General features: G+C 65.2%; 15 protein-coding genes. 9 read left to right on the top strand and 6 right to left on the bottom strand.

Features of this window, described 5'->3' with window-relative positions; translation table 11 throughout:
- The first annotated feature begins 133 nt into the window (after positions 1–133).
- On the top strand, positions 134–1,078 hold the full coding sequence (locus ACZ5MC_RS19665) for a carbamate kinase (protein ID WP_306602190.1): 945 nt from the start codon (positions 134–136) through the stop codon (positions 1,076–1,078).
- Between the two features lie 20 nt (positions 1,079–1,098).
- Here ACZ5MC_RS19665 and ACZ5MC_RS19660 read toward each other — a convergent pair whose 3' ends face one another.
- Positions 1,099–2,688 (bottom strand): methyl-accepting chemotaxis protein, encoded by a 1,590-nt coding sequence (locus ACZ5MC_RS19660; RefSeq protein WP_464516579.1) that lies wholly within the window; start codon positions 2,686–2,688, stop codon positions 1,099–1,101.
- Positions 2,689–2,912: 224 nt separating this feature from the next.
- On the bottom strand, positions 2,913–4,739 hold the full coding sequence (gene typA / locus ACZ5MC_RS19655) for a translational GTPase TypA (RefSeq protein WP_306602188.1): 1,827 nt from the start codon (positions 4,737–4,739) through the stop codon (positions 2,913–2,915).
- A 157-nt stretch (positions 4,740–4,896) separates the two neighbouring features.
- Between typA and ACZ5MC_RS19650 the strand changes: the two genes are divergently transcribed.
- Positions 4,897–6,150 (top strand): type IV pilus twitching motility protein PilT, encoded by a 1,254-nt coding sequence (locus ACZ5MC_RS19650; protein WP_306602187.1) that lies wholly within the window; start codon positions 4,897–4,899, stop codon positions 6,148–6,150.
- Between the two features lie 300 nt (positions 6,151–6,450).
- Positions 6,451–7,311: a class I SAM-dependent methyltransferase gene (locus tag ACZ5MC_RS19645; protein WP_464516578.1), complete on the top strand. Its 861-nt coding sequence runs from the start codon at positions 6,451–6,453 to the stop codon at positions 7,309–7,311.
- Between the two features lie 35 nt (positions 7,312–7,346).
- Here ACZ5MC_RS19645 and ACZ5MC_RS19640 read toward each other — a convergent pair whose 3' ends face one another.
- Positions 7,347–10,046, bottom strand: a complete 2,700-nt coding sequence (locus tag ACZ5MC_RS19640) for a DUF4118 domain-containing protein (protein ID WP_464516577.1) — start codon at positions 10,044–10,046, stop codon at positions 7,347–7,349.
- 12 nt (positions 10,047–10,058) lie between these two features.
- On the bottom strand, positions 10,059–11,888 hold the full coding sequence (thiC, locus tag ACZ5MC_RS19635; protein WP_306602184.1) for a phosphomethylpyrimidine synthase ThiC: 1,830 nt from the start codon (positions 11,886–11,888) through the stop codon (positions 10,059–10,061).
- A 145-nt stretch (positions 11,889–12,033) separates the two neighbouring features.
- On the opposite strand from thiC, the gene ACZ5MC_RS19630 reads away from it, so the two are divergent.
- Genes ACZ5MC_RS19630 through ACZ5MC_RS19610 form a run of 5 tightly spaced genes read left to right on the top strand, consistent with a single transcriptional unit; the run spans position 12,034 to position 15,379 of the window.
- Positions 12,034–12,555, top strand: coding sequence for a hypothetical protein (locus ACZ5MC_RS19630; RefSeq protein ID WP_306602183.1), 522 nt, complete (start codon positions 12,034–12,036; stop codon positions 12,553–12,555).
- A 57-nt stretch (positions 12,556–12,612) separates the two neighbouring features.
- Entirely contained in the window at positions 12,613–12,948 is a 336-nt protein-coding gene (locus ACZ5MC_RS19625; protein ID WP_306602182.1) for a hypothetical protein, read from the top strand.
- Positions 12,945–13,913, top strand: a complete 969-nt coding sequence (gene pfkA, locus ACZ5MC_RS19620) for a 6-phosphofructokinase (RefSeq protein ID WP_306602181.1) — start codon at positions 12,945–12,947, stop codon at positions 13,911–13,913. Before ACZ5MC_RS19625 ends, pfkA begins: the two co-directional genes overlap by 4 nt.
- Positions 13,914–13,935: 22 nt before the next feature.
- Positions 13,936–15,006 (top strand): mannose-1-phosphate guanylyltransferase, encoded by a 1,071-nt coding sequence (locus tag ACZ5MC_RS19615; protein ID WP_464516576.1) that lies wholly within the window; start codon positions 13,936–13,938, stop codon positions 15,004–15,006.
- 10 nt (positions 15,007–15,016) lie between these two features.
- The gene (locus ACZ5MC_RS19610) at positions 15,017–15,379 is read left to right on the top strand and encodes a phosphomannose isomerase type II C-terminal cupin domain (protein WP_464516575.1); all 363 of its coding nucleotides are present in this window, start codon (positions 15,017–15,019) and stop codon (positions 15,377–15,379) included.
- 1,309 nt (positions 15,380–16,688) lie between these two features.
- On the opposite strand, the gene ACZ5MC_RS19605 is transcribed toward ACZ5MC_RS19610, so the two are convergent.
- Entirely contained in the window at positions 16,689–17,921 is a 1,233-nt protein-coding gene (locus ACZ5MC_RS19605) for an ISL3 family transposase (protein WP_464517794.1), read from the bottom strand.
- Between the two features lie 434 nt (positions 17,922–18,355).
- On the opposite strand from ACZ5MC_RS19605, the gene ACZ5MC_RS19600 reads away from it, so the two are divergent.
- Positions 18,356–18,643 carry a tyrosine-type recombinase/integrase gene (locus tag ACZ5MC_RS19600; RefSeq protein ID WP_464516574.1) on the top strand — a complete coding sequence of 96 codons (288 nt, stop codon included), beginning with the start codon at positions 18,356–18,358 and terminating at the stop codon, positions 18,641–18,643.
- Between the two features lie 53 nt (positions 18,644–18,696).
- Here the strand turns inward: ACZ5MC_RS19600 and ACZ5MC_RS19595 are convergent, their stop codons facing one another.
- Positions 18,697–21,372, bottom strand: coding sequence for an AAA family ATPase (locus ACZ5MC_RS19595; RefSeq protein WP_464516573.1), 2,676 nt, complete (start codon positions 21,370–21,372; stop codon positions 18,697–18,699).
- Positions 21,373–21,566: the final 194 nt, after the last annotated feature.

The raw sequence follows: 21,566 nt of genomic DNA, 5'->3' as shown, positions 1-21,566 counted from the left end.
GAAATCGGGGCCCCCAATGTGCCCGACATCACTCGATGATCCTTTGATCGATAATTGACCAGGAGGTCAAAAAAATCGATTGAAAAAAATTTACCATGAAAGGTAAAATTTTTCATCCAACCGGAGGAACACCATGACCAGGACCGTAGTCATCGCCATCGGGGGCAATTCCCTCATCGCGGACGATTCCCACCAGTCCGTGGCCGACCAGTACGAGGCCGCCGCCGAGACCTGCGTCCATATCGCGTCCATGCTCAAGGCGGAGGACCTCCGCCTGGTGGTGACCCACGGCAACGGCCCCCAGGTGGGATTCATCCTGCGCCGCTCCGAACTGGCCGCCCAGGAACTGCACATGGTGCCCCTGGATTCCTGCGTGGCCGACACCCAGGGCGCCCTGGGCTACCACCTGCAGCGGGCCATGCGCAACGAGTTCAAGCGCCGGGGCGTGACCCGCACCCCCGCCACGGTGGTCACCCAGGTGCTGGTGGACCGCGCCGACCCCGCCTTCGCCAAGCCCAACAAGCCCATCGGCTCCTTCATGAGCGCCGCCCAGGCCGACGAGCACCGGGCCAAGGACGGCTGGGACCTGGTGGAGGATGCCGGCCGGGGCTTCCGCCGCGTGGTGGCCTCGCCCAAGCCCAAGGTCATCCTTGAGCTGGAGGCCATCAAGAGCCTCCTGGACGCCGGCTTCGTGGTCGTGGCCGGGGGCGGCGGGGGCATCCCCGTGGTGGAGGACGCCGAAGGCCGCCTCACCGGCGCCGCCGCCGTCATCGACAAGGACCTGGCCTCCAGCCTCATGGCCCAGCAGCTGGGCGCCGAACTGCTCATCATCTCCACCGCCGTGGAGCAGGTGTGCCTGGACTTCGGCAAGCCCACCCAGCGGGCCCTGGCGAAGATGACCCTGGCCGAGGCCCGGCAGTACATCACCGAGGGCCACTTCAAGCCCGGCAGCATGCTGCCCAAGATCCAGGCCGTGGTGGCCTTCATCGAGGGGGGCGGCAAGGAGGCCCTCATCACCGACCCCGCCCACCTCGCCCAGGCCCTGCGCGGCGAGACGGGCACCCGGATCGTTCCCTAGCCTGTCCCGAGGACAGGCTCTTAAAGGGTGAAATGGCGGACCTTCGACTGAAGGTCCTCCGACAGCCTCGTCAGTTCCTGGGCCGTGCGGGCCACCTCCGCATTGGAGGCCGACATCTGGGTCACCGCGGAAGCCACCGCGATGGCCTGCTGGGAGCTGGCGTCCACCTGCCGGGACACGTCGGCGCCGGCGGTGGCCTGTTCCACGGTGGCCGCCGCCACGGAGCGGGTCTGGTCGGCGAAATCGCTCAGGGTCCGGCGGATGGCCTCCAGGGTCTCCACCGTGGTGCCCACCGTGGCCTCGCCCTTGGTCACGGCCTCCCGGGCCGCGGAGATGAGGGCGCTCACTTCCTTGGCGGAGGAGCCGCTGCGCTCGGCAAGCTTGCGCACCTCCTCGGCCACCACGGAGAACCCCTTGCCGTGGGTGCCGGCCTTGGCGGCCTCGATGGCGGCGTTGAGGGACAGCAGGTTGGTCTGGTTGGCGATCTCCTGGATGACGCCGACCGCCGTCGAGATCTGGCCGGCCGTGCCGGCGATCTCGCCCATGGCCGCATGGGTGCTGGAGCCCGCCGCCTGGCCCCGGTCCGTGGCCCGCAGGGCCTCGTCCAGCAGCTTCAGGGAGGACTGGGCCCCGGCGTTCATCGCGTCGATGGAGTAGGACAATTCGTTCACGGAGGCCGACATGGACTCGCTGCCCTGGCGCAGGTTCTCCGAGGCCTTGGCGATGTCCTGGGACGTCGTGGCCATCTGGTCCGCGGAGGCCGAGAGCTGGATGGCGCCGCTGGCCACGCCCTCCACGCCGCCGCGAACGTCGGTGAGAACCGCATGGAGGCGGTCCACCATCGCGTTCAGGCGCGCGCCCATTTCGCCGAACTCGTCCTTCCGGTCCAGTTTCGCGCGGGCGGTGAGGTCGCCTTCGGCCACCGTGCCCAGGAGCTTGCCGAAGGCGACGAGGGGATCATTCACCTGCTTGACCAGGACCCAGCCCAGGAGGGCCCCCGCGAGGATGCCCAGCGAGGCGAAGCTGATGCCCAGGGTCGTCCCGCGGCGGAACTGGGCCCGGCCGTTCTCCAGGGCCTCCGAGGCCCGGCGGGCGTTGTCCTTCACCAGGGCGGCCCCCAGCGGTCCCATCTGGCGGTCGAGGGGGTCGATCAGGTCCCGGAGGATCCGCCGCCCCCCTTCCGCATCCCCCTTGCGCGAGGCGGGCAGGACCAGGTCCCGCCGGACCCGCATCTGCTCGAGGAGGAGGGCGTGGTACTGGGGTCCCACCTTCATGGCGACCTCGGTCGTCAGGGAGGCCTTGTAGCGTTCCCAGGCCGCCGAGAGGTTCTCGTCCATCTTGTCCATGTCGGCTTCGATGGCCGCCTTCTCGGCGGGGGTGGAGGCCCGCAGGTGGTTGTTGGCCAGGACCAGGGCCCGCAGGGTGGCGGTGCGCACGGTGGTGAGGTCGCCCACGGGCAGGAGCTGGTCGTGGTAGATCTGCTCGCACCGGGTCTGGGCGGCCCACACGTCCTTGATGGCCAGCCCCAGGGTCGCAAGGAGCACGAAGCTGAAGGTGGCGACCACGAGCTGGATCTTTCGTTTGACGGGGAGGTTCCGGAAATCGAGCATGGCGCAGTCCTCGGGAAGGGGGCTGCCCCGCGGGGCGCGAGGCGGGAAACGGAGGGAATCCTCCTGGAGGCATCCTGCGCCACGGTCGGATTCAGGCGGAGCCTATAGCATTGGCGGGTGTGGGGGACCCTGTCCAATACCTTTTGGCTATGCCATTGATCGTTTTCCGGTATCGGCGTACGCGGGCGGGCCGGGTCCCAGGACCCGGCCCGCCTCGGTCAATTCTAGTTGTTGGACTTGCGGTCGGCCTTCTTGCGGTCGTTCTCCGAGAGGATGCGCTTGCGCATGCGGACGAAGTTGGGGGTGACCTCCACCAGCTCGTCGTTCTCGATGTACTCCAGGGCCTGCTCCAGGGTGTGGTCCCGGGGCGGGGTGATGCGGGTGGCCTCGTCGGCGCCGGAGGAACGCATGTTGCTGAGCTTCTTGACCTTGCCGATATTGACCACCAGGTCGTTCTCGCGGGCGTGCTCGCCGACGATCATGCCCTCGTAGCACTTGAAGCCGGGGTGCACGAACATGACGCCGCGGTCCTCCAGGCTCATGAGCGCGAAGCCCACGGCCTCGGTCTGGTCCATGGAGATGAGCACGCCGTTCTTGCGCCGGGGCAGTTCGCCCTTGTAGGGACCGTAGTGGCTGAAGAGGCTGTGGATGATGCCTTCCCCGCGGGTGTCGGTCATGAACTCAGAGCGGTAGCCGATGAGGCCGCGGCTGGGGATCTTGAAGTGCAGGCGGATGCGGCCCATCTCGTTGGCCATGTCCTGCATCTCGGCCTTGCGGGAGCCCAGCTTCTCCATGACCACGCCCATGAACTCCTCGGGCACGTCGATGGTGATGTCCTCGTAGGGCTCCAGCTTCTCGCCGGTGACGGGGTCGGTGTGCAGGATCACTTCGGGGCGGCTCACGCAGAGCTCGAAGCCCTCGCGGCGCATGGTCTCGATGAGCACGGCCAGGTGCAGCTCGCCGCGGCCGGAGACCTTGAAGCTGTCGGGGCTCTCGGAGTCCTCCACCCGCAGGGCGACGTTGTGCTGGAGCTCCTTGGTCAGGCGCTCGCGGATGCGGCGGCTCTGGGTGTGCTTGCCGTCCTGGCCCGCGAAGGGGCCGTTGTTCACGACGAACATCATGGAGATGGTGGGCTCGTCGATGTCCACGTACTCCAGGGCCTGGGGGCTCTCCAGGCTGGCGATGGTCTCGCCCACCCGGATGTCGGGGATGCCGGCCAGGGCGATGATCTCGCCCGAGGAGGCCTCGGTGAGGTTCACGCGGGTCAGGCCCTCGAAGCCGTAGAGCATGGAGACCTTCTGGCTCTGGATGGTGCCGTCACGCTTGATGAGCGCGACCTGCTCGCCCACCTTGATCCGGCCGTTGACGATGCGGCCGATGCCGATCTGTCCGACGAAGTCGTTGTAGTCCATGAGGGTGACCAGCATCTGCAGGGGCGCCTCGGGGTCGCCCTTGGGGGCCGGGCAGTGCTTGACGATGGCGTCGAACAGCGGATCGAGGCTGTCGGCGGGATCGTTGATGTCCATCATCGCGTAGCCCTGCTTGGCGCTGGCGAACACGCAGCAGAAGTCCAGCTGCTCCTCGGTGGCGCCCAGCTCGATGAGGAGCTCGAACACCGCGTCCTGGCTCCACAGGGGGCGCGCGCCGGGGCGGTCCACCTTGTTGATGACCACGATGGGCCGCAGGCCCAGGGCCAGCGCCTTGCGGGTGACGAACTTGGTCTGGGGCATGGGGCCGTCGAAGGCGTCCACCACCAGGAGGACCGAGTCCACCATGCTCAGCACGCGCTCCACCTCGCCGCCGAAGTCGGCGTGGCCGGGGGTGTCGACGATGTTGAAGCGGTAGCCGCCCCAGTGCATGGCCGTGGTCTTCGCGAGGATGGTGATGCCGCGTTCCCGTTCCTGGTCGTTGCTGTCCATGGCCCGTTCCTGGACCCTCTGGTTGTCCCGGAACATGTGGGCGCCCTTGAACATGGCGTCCACCAGGGTGGTCTTGCCATGATCGACGTGGGCGATGATGGCGATGTTGCGGATCTTCTCGATGGCGGTCATTCGGGTCCTTGGAAAGATCTGGCAGCCGGGTGCGGTCCCGGCAGAACCTTCGATTTTAACAGACAAAAGGCATTTCACCCATCCCGGAATTGCCCGGAAGGCTTAAGATGGTGCGGAAACCTTCCATGGATTCAAGGAAAAAGTCGCGGAGCGGGTCATGCATATCAATGAATTGCTCACCACAATCGTCGACCTGGGAGGGTCCGACCTGCATCTGAAGGTCGGCAACTACCCCATCGCCCGGGTGAAGGGCCGCCTGACCCCCCTGACCCAGTTCAAGAAGCTGGTCCAGGAGGACACCATCGCCATGGCCTACTCCATCATGGCCACGGACCGCCAGAAGGCTAAGTTCAAAGAAAACATGGATATCGATCTCGCGTACTCGGTCCCCGCCCTGGGCCGGTTCCGGTGCAACATCTTCAACCAGCGGGGCACCGTGGGCATGGTCCTGCGCGTCATCCCCCGGCGCATCTTCTCCATCGAGGACCTGATGCTGCCCCGGGCCCTGAACAAGATCTGCGAGGAGCAGCGCGGGCTGGTCCTGGTCACCGGCACCACCGGCTCGGGCAAGTCCACCACCCTGGCCGCCATGATCGACCTGATCAACGCCACCCGGAGCGAGCACATCCTCACCATCGAGGACCCCATCGAGTATCTCCACCGGGACAACCTCTCCATCATCAACCAGCGCGAGGTGGAGGCCGACTGCAAGAGCTTCGCCACCGCCCTGCGGGCCGCCCTCCGCCAGGACCCCGACGTCATCCTCGTGGGCGAGATGCGCGACTACGAGACCATCGAGACCGCCATCCACGCCGCCGAGACCGGCCACCTGGTGTTCTCCACCCTCCACACCCTGGACGCCTCCGAGACCATCAACCGCGTCATCTCCGTGTTCCCCCCCCACCACCAGAAGCAGATCCGCATCCAGCTGAGCCAGGTCCTCAAGGCGGTCATCTCCCAGCGCCTCGTCCCCCGGGCCGACGGCCAGGGCCGGGTGCCCGCCGTGGAGGTCCTCATCGCCACCGAGACCGTCAAGGCCTGCATCGAGGACAAGGACAAGACCAAGGGCCTCAAGGACGTCATCGCCCAGGGCACGTCCCAGTACGGCATGCAGACCTTCGACCAAAGCCTCTACTTCCTCCTCCAGGAAGGCCTCATCACCGTCGAGGAGGCCCTGAAGCGCGCCACCAACGTGGGCGAGTTCAAGCTCCGCCTGGAGGGCATCGCCTCCACCGCCGAGATGTCCCGGTCCAACATGGACAAGGGCATGTCCATCAGCTCCGGCCTGGGCCGGGAGGCCGGCGGCGCGCCCCTGGCCCCCCAGGCCCCGCGGCTCGACCCGAACCGCCCCCAGAACAAGCCGGGGGACCAGGGGCCGGGAGGGGATATCAAGATCACGCTGGCGAGGTAGGGACCGAAGGCAACCCAAGCCTGCGTAGGAGAAATTTGCGCAGAGCAGGGCCGGGAGGCGGGGCCTTCCCACGGTTCCTCCCCGGAAAAACCAGGACGCCGGGGCCTTCAGGAACCCGAGGGGGGCAGAGGCCCTCCCCGCAGCGGCCACTGAAGTAGCTGGGGGACAAGAGGACGAGCGTGCATATCAAGGTCGCCTTGGCCCGGCAGGGGCGGGGAAGGCGCACGAAAGAGGGCTTGTGGCCCGGTGGGTTGATCGCCATGATGAGGGCTGCCGGTGGCACAAACGGACATTATGTCCATGAAGATTCGAACGCTCGCCGCCCAGATCGGCTTGCCCTGGTGGCTGAGGATCGCCATCAAGGTGGCTCTGGGCCGTGTGCCCATTGCGCATCGCCACTGGAAGGCCCTCGGGTTGTTCGAACATGGGCGGATGGAAGACCCGGCCTATGCCCGCCGGGTCTGGGACAGCCACGCCGGCGCCCTCGTCCACTGCCAGGGGGCGCCCACAAAGGCGTTCCTGGAACTGGGACCGGGGGAAGGCGGCTTCACCATCGGCAATGCGCTGGCTGCGGGGTTCGAGACGATCTGCCTGGTGGACGTCCAGCGGCTGTTCGAGCCCGCGGCCTACCTCACGCCCGAAGCCCTGGCCCTGTGCGGAGTGACCCTGCCTCCCGAGGTGGCCCGATCCAGGGTCCGGTACCAGACCGAAGGCCTGCCCTGCCTTTGCGGCCAGGCCGGGGACACGTTCGACCTGGTGATTTCCCACACCGTGCTTCAGCATGTCCGGCGCGCCGAGGTGCCGGCCTACCTTAGGGAGCTGTTCCGCATCACCCGCCCGGGCGGCGTGGGCTCCCACCGGGTGGACTTCCGGGACATGCTGGGGGGCACCCTGAACAACCTGCGCATCGGTTCCGGACTCTGGGAGCGGAACTGGTTCGCCCGTTCAGGGTTCTACACCAACCGCCTCCGCCATTCCGAACTGGTCGGCGGGTTCAGGGCCGCCGGGTTCGAGATCATCAAGGACCGCGTCGAACTGTTCGAGACCTGTCCCGAGGCCGCCCGGCACCGCTGCCGCGAATTCCGGGGGCTGACGGAAGAGGACCTCCGGGTCAAGGGCTGCAACCTCGTCGTCCGGAAGCCGAGGCGTCCGGCTTCGTAACCGGGGGCATCCGGTTGCGCTGACCGGCTCCCTGCTCACTCCTCGGAGGCCCGGGCCGGTGCCTTCCCTTCCAGCGGCAGGCTGATCCTGAAGCTCGCCCCGCCCTGAGGCCGGTTGCTGGCCTGGATCTTCCCGCCATGGGCGTCCATGACGCCCTTGCAGATGGCCAGGCCCAGGCCGGCGCCCAGCCTCGATTCGCCCTGCTGGAAGCGCACCAGCTTCTCGAAGATCCGTTCCTCCTGCTCCTCGGGGATGCCGGGGCCATGGTCGGAAACGCAGATCGTCAGGGCCCGGTCGGTGGCCCAGGACTTGATCTCGACGGGCTGGCCGGGGGGGGAGTAGCGGTGGGCGTTCTCCAGGAGGTTGATCAGCACCTGCTCCATGAGCACGGGGTCGGCCTGGAACCGGGGAAGGTTGGCGGGCAGTTCCAGGTTCACCGTGCGGTCGGGCATGAGGGGCTTGAGGCGGGCGAGGGCGGTCTCCACCAGCTCCGGGACGGCCATCCATTCCTTCTTGAGCTCGACGCCCGATTCCAGGCGGGTGGCGTCCAGGAGGTTGGTGACCAGGCGGCTCAGCTGGTGGCCCTCGTCGTGGATGACGGCGGCCAGCTGGTGGCGGGCCTCGGGGGTGAGATCCGCGTCGCTCTCCAGGAGGGCGCGGGCGGCGGAGGTGATGCCGGCCAGGGGCATGCTCAGGTCGTGGGACACCGAGGACAGGAGGGCGCTGCGCACCTGCTCCCGGTCCATGCGGCGCTGGGTGTCCAGGTTCTTCTCGGAAAGGATGGTGCGCTCCAGGGCCAGGGCGGTGTGGTTCGCGAAGGCCTCCATGAGGTGGCGCTGATCGGGTTCCATGCTCTCGGCGCCGGCCGCGGCCAAGGGCTGGATGCCCAGGACGCCGATGAGGCCGTGGGAGCCCTTGAGGGGCAGGTACAGCGCATGGGCGCCGGGCAGGGTGTCGGTGCCCAGGCCCGCGGCCTCGTGGTGGTCGTAGACCCACTGGGCCACGCCCAGCTCGTCCTCGCCCATGGGCGGGGCCTTGGCGTCCCGGTGGGCCACGAGCCGCCCCCCGGGGCCCGGCAGCGAGATGGAGATGCTGCTCTGGAAGTGGTCGGCCAGGATCCGGATGGAGACGTCCATCATGGCCTGCGAGCCGAAGGTGCGGGTCAGCTCGCGGCTCAGGCGGAACAGGGCGCGCAGGCGCTGCTCGCGGGTGCGCGCCAGGCGCATCTGCGCGCGGATGCGCTCCGTGAGGTTGCCGATGACGGCTCCCACCAGCAGCATCACGGCGAACGTGGCGATGTGCTTGAGGTCGCCCACCGCGAAGGACCGGATGGGCGGCACGAAGAAGAAATCCAGGGAAAGGACGCTGAGGCCCGCGGCCACGAGCGACGGCAGCCGCCCGAAGCGCGTGGCCACCAGCAGGATGCCCAGCATGTAGAGCATGACGTGGTCGGCCAGTTCGAAGCGGCGGCCCACGAGGAGACACGCGCCGGTGATGACGGCCACCATGACCGCGCCCCAGATGAAGTGGGCCGGGGCCGGCCCCGCGCCTGCGGGAAGCGCCTTGCGCCGGCGCCTGGCGGTGTCGGGGATCTCCCCGGGGATGACGTGGATCTCGATGGTGCTGGTGAGCCGCACCAGGTCGTCCACCAGGGAGCCCGCGATGAAGGCCGGCAGGCGCGAGCGGGTGGGCTTGCCCAGGATGATGCGGGTGACGTTGTGGGCCAGGGCGAAGGCCAGGATGTCCTCGCCCGTGGAAAGGTCCCCCTGGATCACGGAGGTCTCGGCCCCGAGGCGCTCGGCGAGGCGCAGGTGGTCCTCGAGGTGGGCCCGCTCCTCGTCGGAGTAGCGGATGTGCTTGCCGGTCTCCACGTACAGCGCGATCCACGGGGCGCCCATGGACTCGGCCAGGCGCCTCCCGGCGCGGATCAGGCTCGCGGAGCGCGGCTTCGAGTTGATGCACACGAGGATGCGCTCGCCGGCGGCCCAGGTCCTGCCCTTGAGGCCCTGGGCCTCCATGTAGCGGCGCATGTCCGCGTCCACGTGCTGGGCGGTGCGGCGCAGGGCCAGCTCGCGCAGGGCCAGGAGGTTCCCCTTGCGGAAGAACCGCTCGGAGGCGTACTGGGCCTGGTCGGGCACGTAGACCTTGCCCTCCTTCAGGCGCTCCAGGAGCTCCTCCGGGGGGATGTCCACCAGCTCGATCTGGTCGGCGCGGTTGAGGATCGTGTCGGGGATGCTCTCCCTCACGATGACCCCGGTGATCTGGGCCACGGTGTCCTTGAGGCTCTCCAGGTGCTGGACGTTGACGGTGGAGTACACGTCGATGCCCGCCTCCAGGAGGTCGAACACGTCCTGCCAGCGCTTGACGTGAAGGGAGCCCTGCACGTTGGTGTGGGCCAGCTCGTCCATGAGGATCAGCGCGGGGCGGCGCCTGAGGGCCGCCTCCACGTCGAATTCCTCCATCTGGACGCCGCGGTAGGGCAGCTGGCGCTTGGGCAGGAACTCCAGGCCGGCGGTGAGGGCCATGGTCTCGGCCCGGCCGTGGGTCTCCACCACGCCCGCCACCACCTCCACGCCCTCCATCATCCGGAGCTGGGCATCCTGCAGCATGGCGAAGGTCTTGCCCACGCCGGGGGCCATGCCGAAGAAGATCTTCAGCCGGGCCCGCGATTTCCGGGCTTCCTCTTCTTGGACGGTCTTGAGCAGGGCGTCGGGGTCGGGTCGGTTGGGTTCCACCGGAAAAGATTACTACGCCTGGTGGTAGATCTCCGCACCCGTGGCCTCGAATTCCTTGCTCTTCTCCTCCATGCCGGCGGCCAGGGCCTCCTCCTCGGCGAGGCCGTGGGTCTTGGCGTACTCCCGCACGTCCTGGGTGATCTTCATGGAACAGAAGTGGGGGCCGCACATGGAGCAGAAGTGGGCCACCTTGGCCCCCTCGGCCGGCAGGGTCTCGTCGTGGAACTCCCGGGCGGTGTCCGGGTCCATGGCCAGGTTGAACTGGTCCTCCCAGCGGAACTCGAACCGCGCCTTGCTCATGGCGTCGTCCCAGAGGCGGGCGCCGGGGTGCCCCTTGGCCAGGTCGGCGGCGTGGGCGGCGATCTTGTAGGCGATGACCCCGTCCTTCACGTCCTTCTTGTTGGGCAGGCCCAGGTGCTCCTTGGGGGTCACGTAGCAGAGCATGGCCGTGCCGTACCACCCGATCATGGCCGCGCCGATGGCCGAGGTGATGTGGTCGTAGCCGGGGGCCACGTCGGTGGTGAGCGGGCCCAGGGTATAGAAGGGCGCCTCGCCGCAGACCTCCAGCTGGCGGTCCATGTTCTCCTTGATGAGGTGCATGGGCACGTGGCCGGGGCCCTCGATGATGACCTGGACGTCATGCTTCCAGGCGATCTTCGTGAGCTCCCCGAGGGTGTCCAGCTCGGCGAACTGGGCCTCGTCGTTGGCGTCGGCCGTGGAGCCCGGGCGCAGCCCGTCCCCAAGGGAGAAGGCCACGTCGTAGGCCGCCATGATCTCGCAGATGTCCTCGAAGTGCGTGTAGAGGAAGTTCTCCTGGTGGTGCGCCAGGCACCACTTGGCCAGGATCGAGCCGCCCCGGCTGACGATGCCCGTCATGCGCTTGGCGGTCATGGGCACGTAGCGCAGGCGCACGCCGGCGTGGATGGTGAAGTAGTCCACGCCCTGCTCGGCCTGCTCGATGAGGGTGTCCCGGAAGATCTCCCAGGTGAGGTCCTCGGCCTTGCCGTTGACCTTCTCCAGGGCCTGGTAGATGGGCACCGTGCCGATGGGCACGGGGGAGTTGCGGAGGATCCACTCCCGGGTCTCGTGGATGTTGTCGCCCGTGGACAGGTCCATGACGGTGTCGGCGCCCCAGCGGATGGACCAGGCCATCTTCTCCACCTCCTCCTCGATGGTGGAGGCCACGGCGGAGTTGCCGATGTTGGCGTTGATCTTCACCAGGAAGCTGCGCCCGATGATCATGGGCTCGGTCTCGGGGTGGTTGATGTTGCAGGGGATCACGGCGCGTCCCCGGGCCACTTCGCTGCGCACGAACTCGGGCGTGATGTGGCTCTTGATGCCGGCGGCCTCGCGGCCCATGTTCTCCCGGATGGCGATGAACTCCATCTCGGGGGTGATGATGCCCTGGCGGGCGTAGTGCATCTGGGAGACGTTCCGGCCGGCCCGGGCCCGCATGGGCTGGCGCTCGGCGTGGAAGCGGATGCGGTCCAGCTCCGGATCCCGTTCCCGCAGCTTGCGGTAGAGGCTGGTGGCGCCGGGCAGCTCCTCCACGTCCCCGCGCTCCTGGATCCAGGCCAGGCGAAGGGGCTTGAGCCCGCGGGCCAGGTCAACCCCGCCCTGGGGGTCGGTGTAGGGGCCCGTGGTGTCGTAGAGGTCCAGGGGGGCGTTGGGCGTCAGGGTGCCGTCGAAGTCCCGGGTGGGGTGGAGGCTGATGCGGCGCAGGGGCACCCGCAGGTCGGGCCGGGAGCCGGGCACATAGATTTTTTCCGAAGCCGGGAAGGGCACGAGGCAGCTTGCGAGGACGGAACCTCCAGTGGGCTGGGAATCGGGAATAGTTGACATGTTGACTCCGGCATCGGGGCGGCTCAGGTTGCCCTAGGGGAGTGTATCGCGCCGGGACGGAAATTCCGCGATAGGGATTCTAACGGTGGTAACAGTGGTGGACGATATCTAGATGGGTCAATATAGTTCATCGCATGGGGCATACATGACAGATCCGAACGCGTCCAGCCAACCCCGGACCCCGGCCATCCCCGACCAGCTCATCCAGATCGCCCACGAGCAGGAGGGCGGGGCTGAACGCGTGATCTCCCAGATGGAAGTCGTCCAGAACAGCTTCGAGGAGATCCAGGTGCTGGCCAAGGACTGCCAGGAGATCCTCACCCGCCTGGTGCCCCCCTCGGACGACCTGACCAACCTCATCGAGAAGATGGAGAGCATCGCCCTCCACGCCGACAACGGAACGTACAACATCCAGGGCGTCTACGACCTGTTCCAGTACCAGGACATCGTCCGCCAGAAGCTGGAGAAGGTGGGCCACCGCCTCATCGACGTCTCTGAGTACATCCTGAAGAACCTCCAGCCCATGGCCCAGGAGACGATCTTCTCCGCGTCGGCCGGGCGGGACATCCTGGACCGCAAGGCCCAGGAGGCCGACATCGTCAAGCCCGAGGCCGACGCCATCATCGCCGAATTCTTCTCGAAGCTGCGGGCAGGCAAGCAGGGGTGATTTCGCCGTGGGACCCTCCTGGGTTATCGTGGAGGGGACGGCCCCGGAGTCAGGCGAATGGTTCGATCCCGAAAATTGATTGTTCTCTTCCTCGGCTGCTTCATCCTGGGTGCCCAGCCCCCCCCTCCGGATCCCGTCCTGAAGGCCCGCGCGGAGCGGGCCCAGGCCCAGGGCGTCGGTGAGGGCGACCTGCCGCCGGTCCCTCGCGGCATCGTGGAACCCCCCCCCCTCCCCCCGCCCGAGACCCATCTCAAGGACACCCGGGGCGCCAAGGCCGGCAAGACCCGCCGCGCCTCCCGGTCCGCCAAGTCCTCAAAATCCTCCAAATCCTCCAAGACGAAAAAACTCCCGGCCAAAGGTGGCCGCAAATCGAGCAGGAAGGTGAAGGGTTGAGAATAGCTGTACTTACTTCTGGTGGGGACGCTCCCGGCATGAATGCCGCCATCCGTGCGGTCGTTCGAACGGCTGATTCCCTGAACATCAACGTCTACGGAATCTGGCGGGGCTTCCAGGGGCTCGTGGAGCAGGACTGGCGGCCTTTGACCTCCCGCAACTGCGCCAATATCCTCCAGCGCGGCGGCACCATCCTCAACACCGCCCGGTGCGAGGCCTGGCACCTGCCCGCCGTGCGCGCCAAGGCCGCCCAGGACCTCCGGGACGCCGGCGTGGACGGCCTCGTGGTCATCGGCGGCGACGGCAGCTTCACCGGCGCCGAGCTCCTCAACCGGGAGCACAACATCCCCTGCGCCGGGATTCCCGGCACCATCGACAACGACCTGCCCGGCACCGACCGGACCCTGGGCTTCGACACCGCCCTCAACACGGCGGTCCAGGCCATCGACCGGATCCGCGACACCGCCAGCGCCCACGAGCGCATCTTCCTGGTGGAGGTCATGGGCCGCAGCTCGGGAATGATCGCGGTCAACACCGCCATCGCCTGCGGCGCCGAGGCCGTCCTCTACCCGGAATCGGACAACCAGGGCTACGATGCCCTGGTTTCCCAGCTCAAGGCCGGCTGGCAGCGCGGGAAGCGCTCCAGCATCGTGGTGGTCGCCGAGGGCGACTTCACCGGCGGCGCCTACAAGATCAGCGAGCGCCTCCAGGCCGAGTACAACCTCGACCTGCGGGTCGTGGTGCTGGGCCACATCCAGCGGGGCGGCAGCCCGACGGCCCTGGACCGCATCTGGGGCAGCATGTGGGGCGCCGAGGCCGTGAAACGGCTCGCCGCGGGCGAGACTTCCTTCTATCTTGGTTCGCAGCACGGGGAACTGGTCATCAACCCCTTCTCCCGCATCCGAGATCCCAAACCCAATCCCCCCAAGGAATTGGCCGCGCTGGCAGGCATCCTGGCCCGGTAGCGCCCATCCAGAGGAACCATCCATGACAAAGCCCAAGAACGGCCCGCGCAAGGTCGCGGTCATCATGGCCGGCGGCCGCGGCACGCGCTTCTGGCCCCGGTCCCGGGGCGCCCGCCCCAAGCAGTTCCTGGCCATGGTGGGGGAGGAGACCCTCCTCAACGCCACCGTCAGCCGCATGACCCCCTCCTTCCTCCCCGAGGACATCTACATCGTCACCACCGAGGAACTGGCCGCCGAGACCCGCCGCATGCTGCCCCAGCTCCCGCCCGGCAACGTCCTTGTGGAGCCCGAGGGCCGCAACACCGCGCCCTGTCTGGCCCTGGCCCTGGCCATCATCGAGAGCCGCACCCCCGACGGCGTCATGGTGGTCCTCTCCGCCGACTCCTGGATCGGGGACCAGGACAAGTTCCTGGAGGACATCGACACCGCCGTGGACCACGCCTCCCGCAAGCGGGACCTGGTGGTCTTCGGCATCCGCCCCACCTATCCCGAGACCGGCTACGGCTACATCGAGACCGAGGGCAAGGGCAAGGTCCTGGGCGCCTCGGCCTTCCGCGAGAAGCCCTCCTACGAGAAGGCGGTGGAGTACCTGGAATCCGGCCACCACTTCTGGAACGCCGGCATGTTCGTGTGGACCCTCCAGGACCTGCGCGCCGAACTGACCCGCCACTGCCCCGAGATCCTCGCCCCCCTCGACGAGTGGATGGCCGCCGGCGCCGACGCCGCCAGGCTCGCCGCGGCCTACGGCCGCCTCCCCAAGCTCTCCATCGACTACGCCCTCATGGAGAAGTCCGATCGCGTGGCCGTCGTCCCCGCCCGCTTCCGCTGGTCCGACGTGGGCTCCTGGCCCGCCGTCGTGGAGTTCCACGAGGCCGACGCCTCCGGCAACGTCGTCCAGGGTGATGTCATCCTCCTTGAATCCAACAACTGCGCCATCTTCGGAGGCAAGCGCCTCATCGCGGGCTCCGGCCTGGAGAACCTGATCGTCGTGGACGAACCCGACGCCCTCCTCCTCTGCCGCAAGGACCGCGCCCAGGATGTGAAGACCATCGTCGAGCGCCTGGCCTCCCTGGGCCGCACCGATCTCCTCTAGAGGACCCCCCATGACCCAGAAACCCGCCACCCTCCACGTCGACAAACCCTGGGGCAGCTTCGACCAGTTCGTCCTGAACACCCCCTGCACCGTCAAGATCCTCACCTGCAGCCCCGGCGCCAAGCTCAGCCTCCAGCGCCACCGCCTGCGCAACGAGCTGTGGGTCGCCCTGGACGCCGGCGTCGTCGTGGAACTGGACGGCAAGGTCCTCACCCCCGACAAGGGCACCCAGATCTGGCTCCCCGCCGGCAGCATCCACCGCCTCAGCTGCGAAGCCGCCCGCACCAGCCCCGTGCGGGTCCTGGAGATCAGCCTCGGCACCTTCGACGAGGACGACATCGAGCGCCTGGAAGACGTCTACGGCCGGAACTGAATTTAATCGACAAAGGCGGTCAGGATTGCGTCCCCGCCCGGAAAGGCGTAAGCTGTCCGTGAGGTGTTCCTCCCGGACCGGCTTGCCGCTCCAGGAACCAAGGAGCTTCCCGCCACCATTTGTCCCTTCAATCTGACCAGCCCCCCACGATCGGGGACTCCCGCAAAACACTTCCCACCTAATCAACCCCGCCAAACTATCCCACACGAAACGCCCCCGCCTCGGGGCGTTTCACTGTACGGATTTGAGTAACATGCACTCATGGGCACTTTGAAAACATTGGACTTGTAGATTTTTGACGGCATCTTTGACCATCTTGATCCAGGGTTTTCATCCATGCATTTGCCCGAAATTTGCCCGATGATGTCCGGGGGTGGGCATGACGCGGTCCAAGAGCAGTGGAGACCTGGGGACGAGGACGGACAGGGCGAAACTTGCGCCGCGAAAGGAGCCCTACTGGCTTGTCCTGGAGAAGGGCAGGGCCCTCGGCTACGCCAAGGGCGCCAATGGAGGAACCTGGATCGCCCGCTACTACAACCCTGCCGCCAACCCGGCCCGGGCCAAGAGGGCGCTCGGCGCTGCGGATGATGTCTCTGACGCCGACGGGAAGATGGTCCTGGACTGGAAGCAGGCCCAGGACGCGGCCCGGGAATGGTTCAAGACGGCATTCTTCCAGGCGACCGGGGAACGGGTCCGCACCGGTGTCTACACGGTTGCCCATGCGGTGGAGGACTACCTGGACGACCGGGACCGCCACGGCATGAAAACCGTGGACCGGGTGCGCAAGGACTTCGAGGCCCACGTTCTGCCCTACCTTGGCCAGGATTCAGTGGAACATCTGACTCGCAAACGAATCGAGGACTGGATGAAGCTGGTGGCGGAATCTGGCTTGCGCCGACGGGGCAAACCGAGGGGCGTGCCTGTCACACCCGAGCAGAAGCGGTCCAGGAAGAGCACCGCCAACCGTATGTGGAACAACCTGCGGGCCGCCTTGAACCTGGCCTACCAGGAGCAGCATGTGCCAACGGATGCTGGCTGGGCCAGCGTCCGGGCCTTCAGGGGCACCCAGGTGGCCCGGATCCACTTCCTGAACGTGGCGGAGCAGGTGCGCCTGGTCAACGTCTGCCCTGCGGACTTCCGCCGACTTGTCCAGGCCGGCCTGTTCACCGGGGCCAGGGAGGCGGAGCTGACCCGCCTAGTGGCCCAGGACTTTGACCCGGAGAACGGATCAGTCTTCATCGAGTTCTCGAAGAATCGGAAATCCCGGCATGTGACCCTGACAACGGAAGGCCAAGCTTTTTTCGGTTCTTCACGGATTTCCGGGGAAGGCCGCACGGATCTTGAGGAAGAAGTAGGCCTCATCCCGGTACCCATAGGCGATCCGCTTCAGGACCTTGATCTTGTTGTTGATCCCCTCCAGGATGCTGGTGTTCAGGTGCCACCGGCAGTGCGAGAGGATGTCCTCGATCCGCTTGGCCAGGTTTTTCGCAAAACGTACCAAAGGCGGCAGGCCGCTTGAGGTGGCCATGGCCAGCCAGTTCTCCCAGGCCTTCCGGGCCCAACCCTCTCGCTTAAAGCCCCACAGGGCCTTAAGGGCGTCCTTCATGACGTAGGCCGTCATGAGGGCTTGGTTCGCCTCCAGGAGCGCGTTGAGCCTGGTCTTGCTCTCCCGGTTGGGCAGGTTCTCCCAGTTGTCCAGCAGGAGCCACTTGGCCCCCTTGATGAGTTCCCGGGCGGCCTTGTCGTCCCGGCACCGATTGGCCTCGTTGACCCGGATTCGGTCGAGCACCTGCTTTCCGAAATTGGCCAGGACATGGAACTGGTCCAGGACGATCTCGGCATTGGGGCAGTGTTGGCGGACTTCCGCTTCGAAAGTGGGGGACATGTCCATGGCCACCGCCGCGATCTTGCGGCACCGCCGCTTGCCGAGCCATTCGAAGAAGGGCCTGATATCCGCCTTGCCCCGGCCTTTGCCCACCCAAAGCACTTGGCGGGTTTCGGTATCGACGGACACCGTGGCGTAGCTCTGCCCCTTATGGAGGGCGAACTCGTCCATCATGAGCAGCCGGACCTTGCCTGGTCTGGCTGGCTCCAGCGTGCGCTCCAGATAGGCCTTGTCGATGTCCTTCACTGTGCCCCAGTGGAGGCCATAATGCTCGGCAACCCGCTTGATGGGCATGACCTTGCACATGTGGGCCACACTCTCGGCCATGCGGTTGGTGACCCGTGCATAGGGTTCCAGCCAGTCCAGGGCCTCCAGCTTGGGTCCGCAGGCAGGGCAGGCCACCCGGGCACGCCAGACCACCAACACGGTATCCGCGTCGAACACGGGCAGGTCCCGGATCTCTCGCTGGGACCAGTCGTGCACCGCTGAAACCTTGCGCTGGCAGCCGCTGCAGGTCCGAGGGTGGACACCGAAGCCGAGCAACTCGATCCAGACCTGGGCGCGGGTACCCTTCTCCCCCGGTTCGAACCTTTCCACGGTTCCGACGCGATGCCCTTTCCATCCGCCCAAACGGGCAATAAGCTCCTTGGTAGGCAGCAGTGGCCTCCTCTCATCCTGGTTTCTCGACAACTCCAAGATGCCTGAAGTCCACTGCTGCCGACCTGTTACCCGATGAATCCGGCAATCTCGATCGAAGGGCCTATCGCCGAGGCGCCGAGGAGCCGAGGATCGCCGAGGAATAAAAAGAAGATCTTTTCTCGGCGAACCTCGGCCCCTCGGCGCCTCGGCGATAAGCTTTTCGTTTCAACTTACCTGGATGACGGGCTCAGAACGGCCCCTATCGACCGGACCTGGCCTCCTCGTCAGCACCAAGCTAAAGTGAGTGTGGGTCGGCGCCACCCCTCAAATCCGTGAAGAACCCTTTTTTCCGGGAGGTGACTGCCGGGCTGGAGCCGAGTGCACCGTTGTTCCGGCGCTCAGAATACGACCGGAAGGACAAGCGAAACACTGGGGAGTGGACCCGTCCTGAGATGACCCGGACGATGCGGACGGTCTGTGATGCGGCCAAGATCTCGCGCATGGTTTTCCACGAACTTCGCCACACCTACGCCTCGATGCTGGTCAACGCGGGCGTGCCCCTGGTTTTCGTCGCGCAGCAACTTGGCCATGCCAACACCCGGCAGGTGGAGAAGCATTACGGTCACCTGTGCAAGACGGCCAAGGCGGAGGCGGTGCGGCGGCTAACCCCAGACCAAGGGATTTTTTCGCCCGGGAATGTTGCACCTCTGGATGTTCTTGCTACGCGGGATGCCAGGTAGAGATCGAGTCACGGCCCCGGCGTCGATTCTGGGCGGATCACAGGGAGTCCACTTCATCCCACAAGAAATGGTTTCTTTCTTTGAGCATTGCGCATACTGCGCTCGCTCTCGAAGGCGCTCCTTCGCGTTTTGGCTTTCGCGACCTGTTCGCAAACGGTCTTGATATCCCTGAGCAAGTGCTCCGGTTCCGGTATTGGTAGCTGGTGTTCGGCGGGTGTATCGTGCGCTTCAGTGGCTTCACAGGCGCGATCGTATACGTCCATGACCGCATCCCACTCCTCTTGTGGATGGCCAATTACAGCCCCGAAGGAATCCACTGACACAACATTGCTGAACGGTTGAACTGTGTTGTTCATGAATTCTTCCCGGACGGCGCGTTCAATTGTGCCGCGCAACTTGCCGTATACCTCGGCAACCCGCTTGGCATTCTCCTCGCCCATATAGTCACCGGAACTTTCCTTGATGGCCTTGGCCAGTTTTTCGATCTCTTCCAGGCGCATCTTGCAATTCATTGTTTCCCAGGTGAGGCCGTCAAGGACCTTTCCCGGTGCTGCATCCCATCCGACAGACTTGTAGTGAGCTTTCTGATTGGCCTTACGCAAGGCATGATCAATTTCGGTGAGGAACACCGCGTCGTGGGTGAAGACCAATACCTGTCGCTCTGCTGCCAGGGCTACGAGGCTCTTCGCCATGTTTCGTCGGTAACGGTGATCAAGGGATGTCGAGGGGTCATCAAAAATTACGGCCGATTGGTGAGGAAGAGAGCGCACCTCGGCGAGGAATAACGCCAGGGCTAGGGCACGTTGCTCGCCCTCAGAAAGAACCAGGTGGGCATCCAGCGCGGAATCTTTGATTCGTAGGGCGACGAAGGTATTGCCTTGATCGGTACGGCCTGTCAGTTCTGGATGAACACGGCGACGATACTCTAGATCTGTAAGCTCTTTGTTCATGGCTGCAGCCAGCGCAGACGTCACGTGCGCCTTGGCCAAGGCTGTCATCTTGGTGGAAACGCCCTGGGGGTTTAAGGATGCATAGCACCGATCGAGCTCTCGTTTGCGGACACTATCGGCCACGAACTGGGAGGCTTGTGGCAATAGTCCGGCCAATGATTGGCGGGCCTTCATCTCCCGCAATTCGGCTTCCAATGGAGCGCGGGTGGCCGGAGTTATGGATTGACGAAGAGCCGTTGCGCTCAGCCGTAATTTTTGCACCTTGGCTTGCAGCCTAGCATCCAAGGCATCACCGTGCGGCAAGAGGGGGATGGGTGAAGTCCAAACCTTGTTCTTGATTGCATCTTGCAGCCATTGCCGGCGTGCGATCCAAGCGGTCGTGGCGGCGGCTATGTCTGAGTACATCTCTGGGTCAAAGGACTGCAACTCCGTCATGGTCGGCAAATCTAATGGCGCAAAGTCCGCTTCTGCAATTGTTGAAAGGGCCTTCCGCAAGGCTTCTTCGGCGACGGTTGCATTGTTGGCTGCCTGACCTGCAACAAATTCAGCAAACCGTTGCATCCGCCGCCGCGCGTCCGGCGCCAATTCCATCTGGCATAACACGCACTTCGCACCCTCCTCGGTATTGGGAAACGGATGATCGGCGTATGCATGGGTGCCCGAGAATTTTTCAGCAGCATCATAGAGGGCTTTCCAGATGGCATTGCCAGTGCCGGGCAGAAGCGTATCGGGCTGCTCCGGCTGATCTGCGCCATGCAATTGCTGCTGAGCGATTTCATAGGCAACCTTGGCTGCCTGCTCTGCTTCGTACAATGCCTTTCCCTTGGCAAGCGCTGCGTCACTGACAAATCGCTGGGCCTTCTGTGAGCGATCAGTGGCCAAAGTCAGGCGTTCAGCAAGTCTGTCGAGAGATTTTGCCTTTGGTTCAGGATTCAACTCCTGGAGTAGTTGGTCCAACTCCTTGATTCGGGCCGTGTCCTCAGCAGTTAGGGTCCCCAGAGCGCGCAATGCGCTTAGGACAGTGTCTGGTCCAAGAGTGCTGATCATTGCCCCTACTGCGGTCGCGCCCTTGAGAGGCTCGAAGACCCTCGCATTCAACACAATCGCATCGCGCTCAGCAGCAATCCGGCGTTGCATTTCTTTCTGGGCGGCGGCCAAGCGATTGAGCTGCCCTAAGCCATACGGTAAAAAGGCTGGGGATCCTTCCTTTTCAACGTAGTGCCTCGCGCAGGCGGCATCGTAGACCGAGATCATGCTTAGGTTGGGGTTGGATGGCCCTCCCTGGGTCCACTGCACTCGCTGGGAGTTGCCATCCACAAGTACCGATATCTCAGCGGAAGGTACCCGCGGACCGCTGGTGGTTGGTCCAAATGCATCAGGTTTCACGTCTTCCCTGCTTCGCGCCCGGCAAGCATTCTTTAAGATCCTGGCATAGCCGGACTTCCCAGCCCCGTTTTCCCCAAATAGAACTGTCAATCCGGAAGACTCAAATTTGACCGGTTGCCGACTGGTGGGGAATCCATTCACGTGCTTGAAATTTGCAATCTCAGCAAGTTGCACAGTTGCTCCGCTTCCAGCGCCGGGCACATGTGCTTGAGTCAAAAGGTCAGGTCTCACCGGCGCGGAAGGTCCACCCCCGTAAGCCTCCTTTACCATGGCAATTAAATCGTCAATATCATTTGCCGTAAGTGTTTCCTGGAGGAACAGCCGGCGAAGGGCATCCCTCTGCCAATCATGCAAACCATCCGACCAACTGATAATCTCTTCTACCAGTGTCATTTTGGCCATCCCATATTCGCTGTGAACAGATGGTTGATCATCCCACCTAGCGAGAAGGGGGGGCAAGGGTCTATTCCCTGCAGATTTGATAAATATGCGTGTATTACGATATGAGGTGTTCTTGCCAGGGTGATATAGAATCCTAAACGTAAAGTCAAAGCAAGGATGTTGCCAAGGGGCTTTCTCGCATGTCC

Source organism: Mesoterricola sp. JemC181 (assembly GCF_055384585.1).
This window is presented reverse-complemented; position numbering and strand designations above follow the sequence as displayed.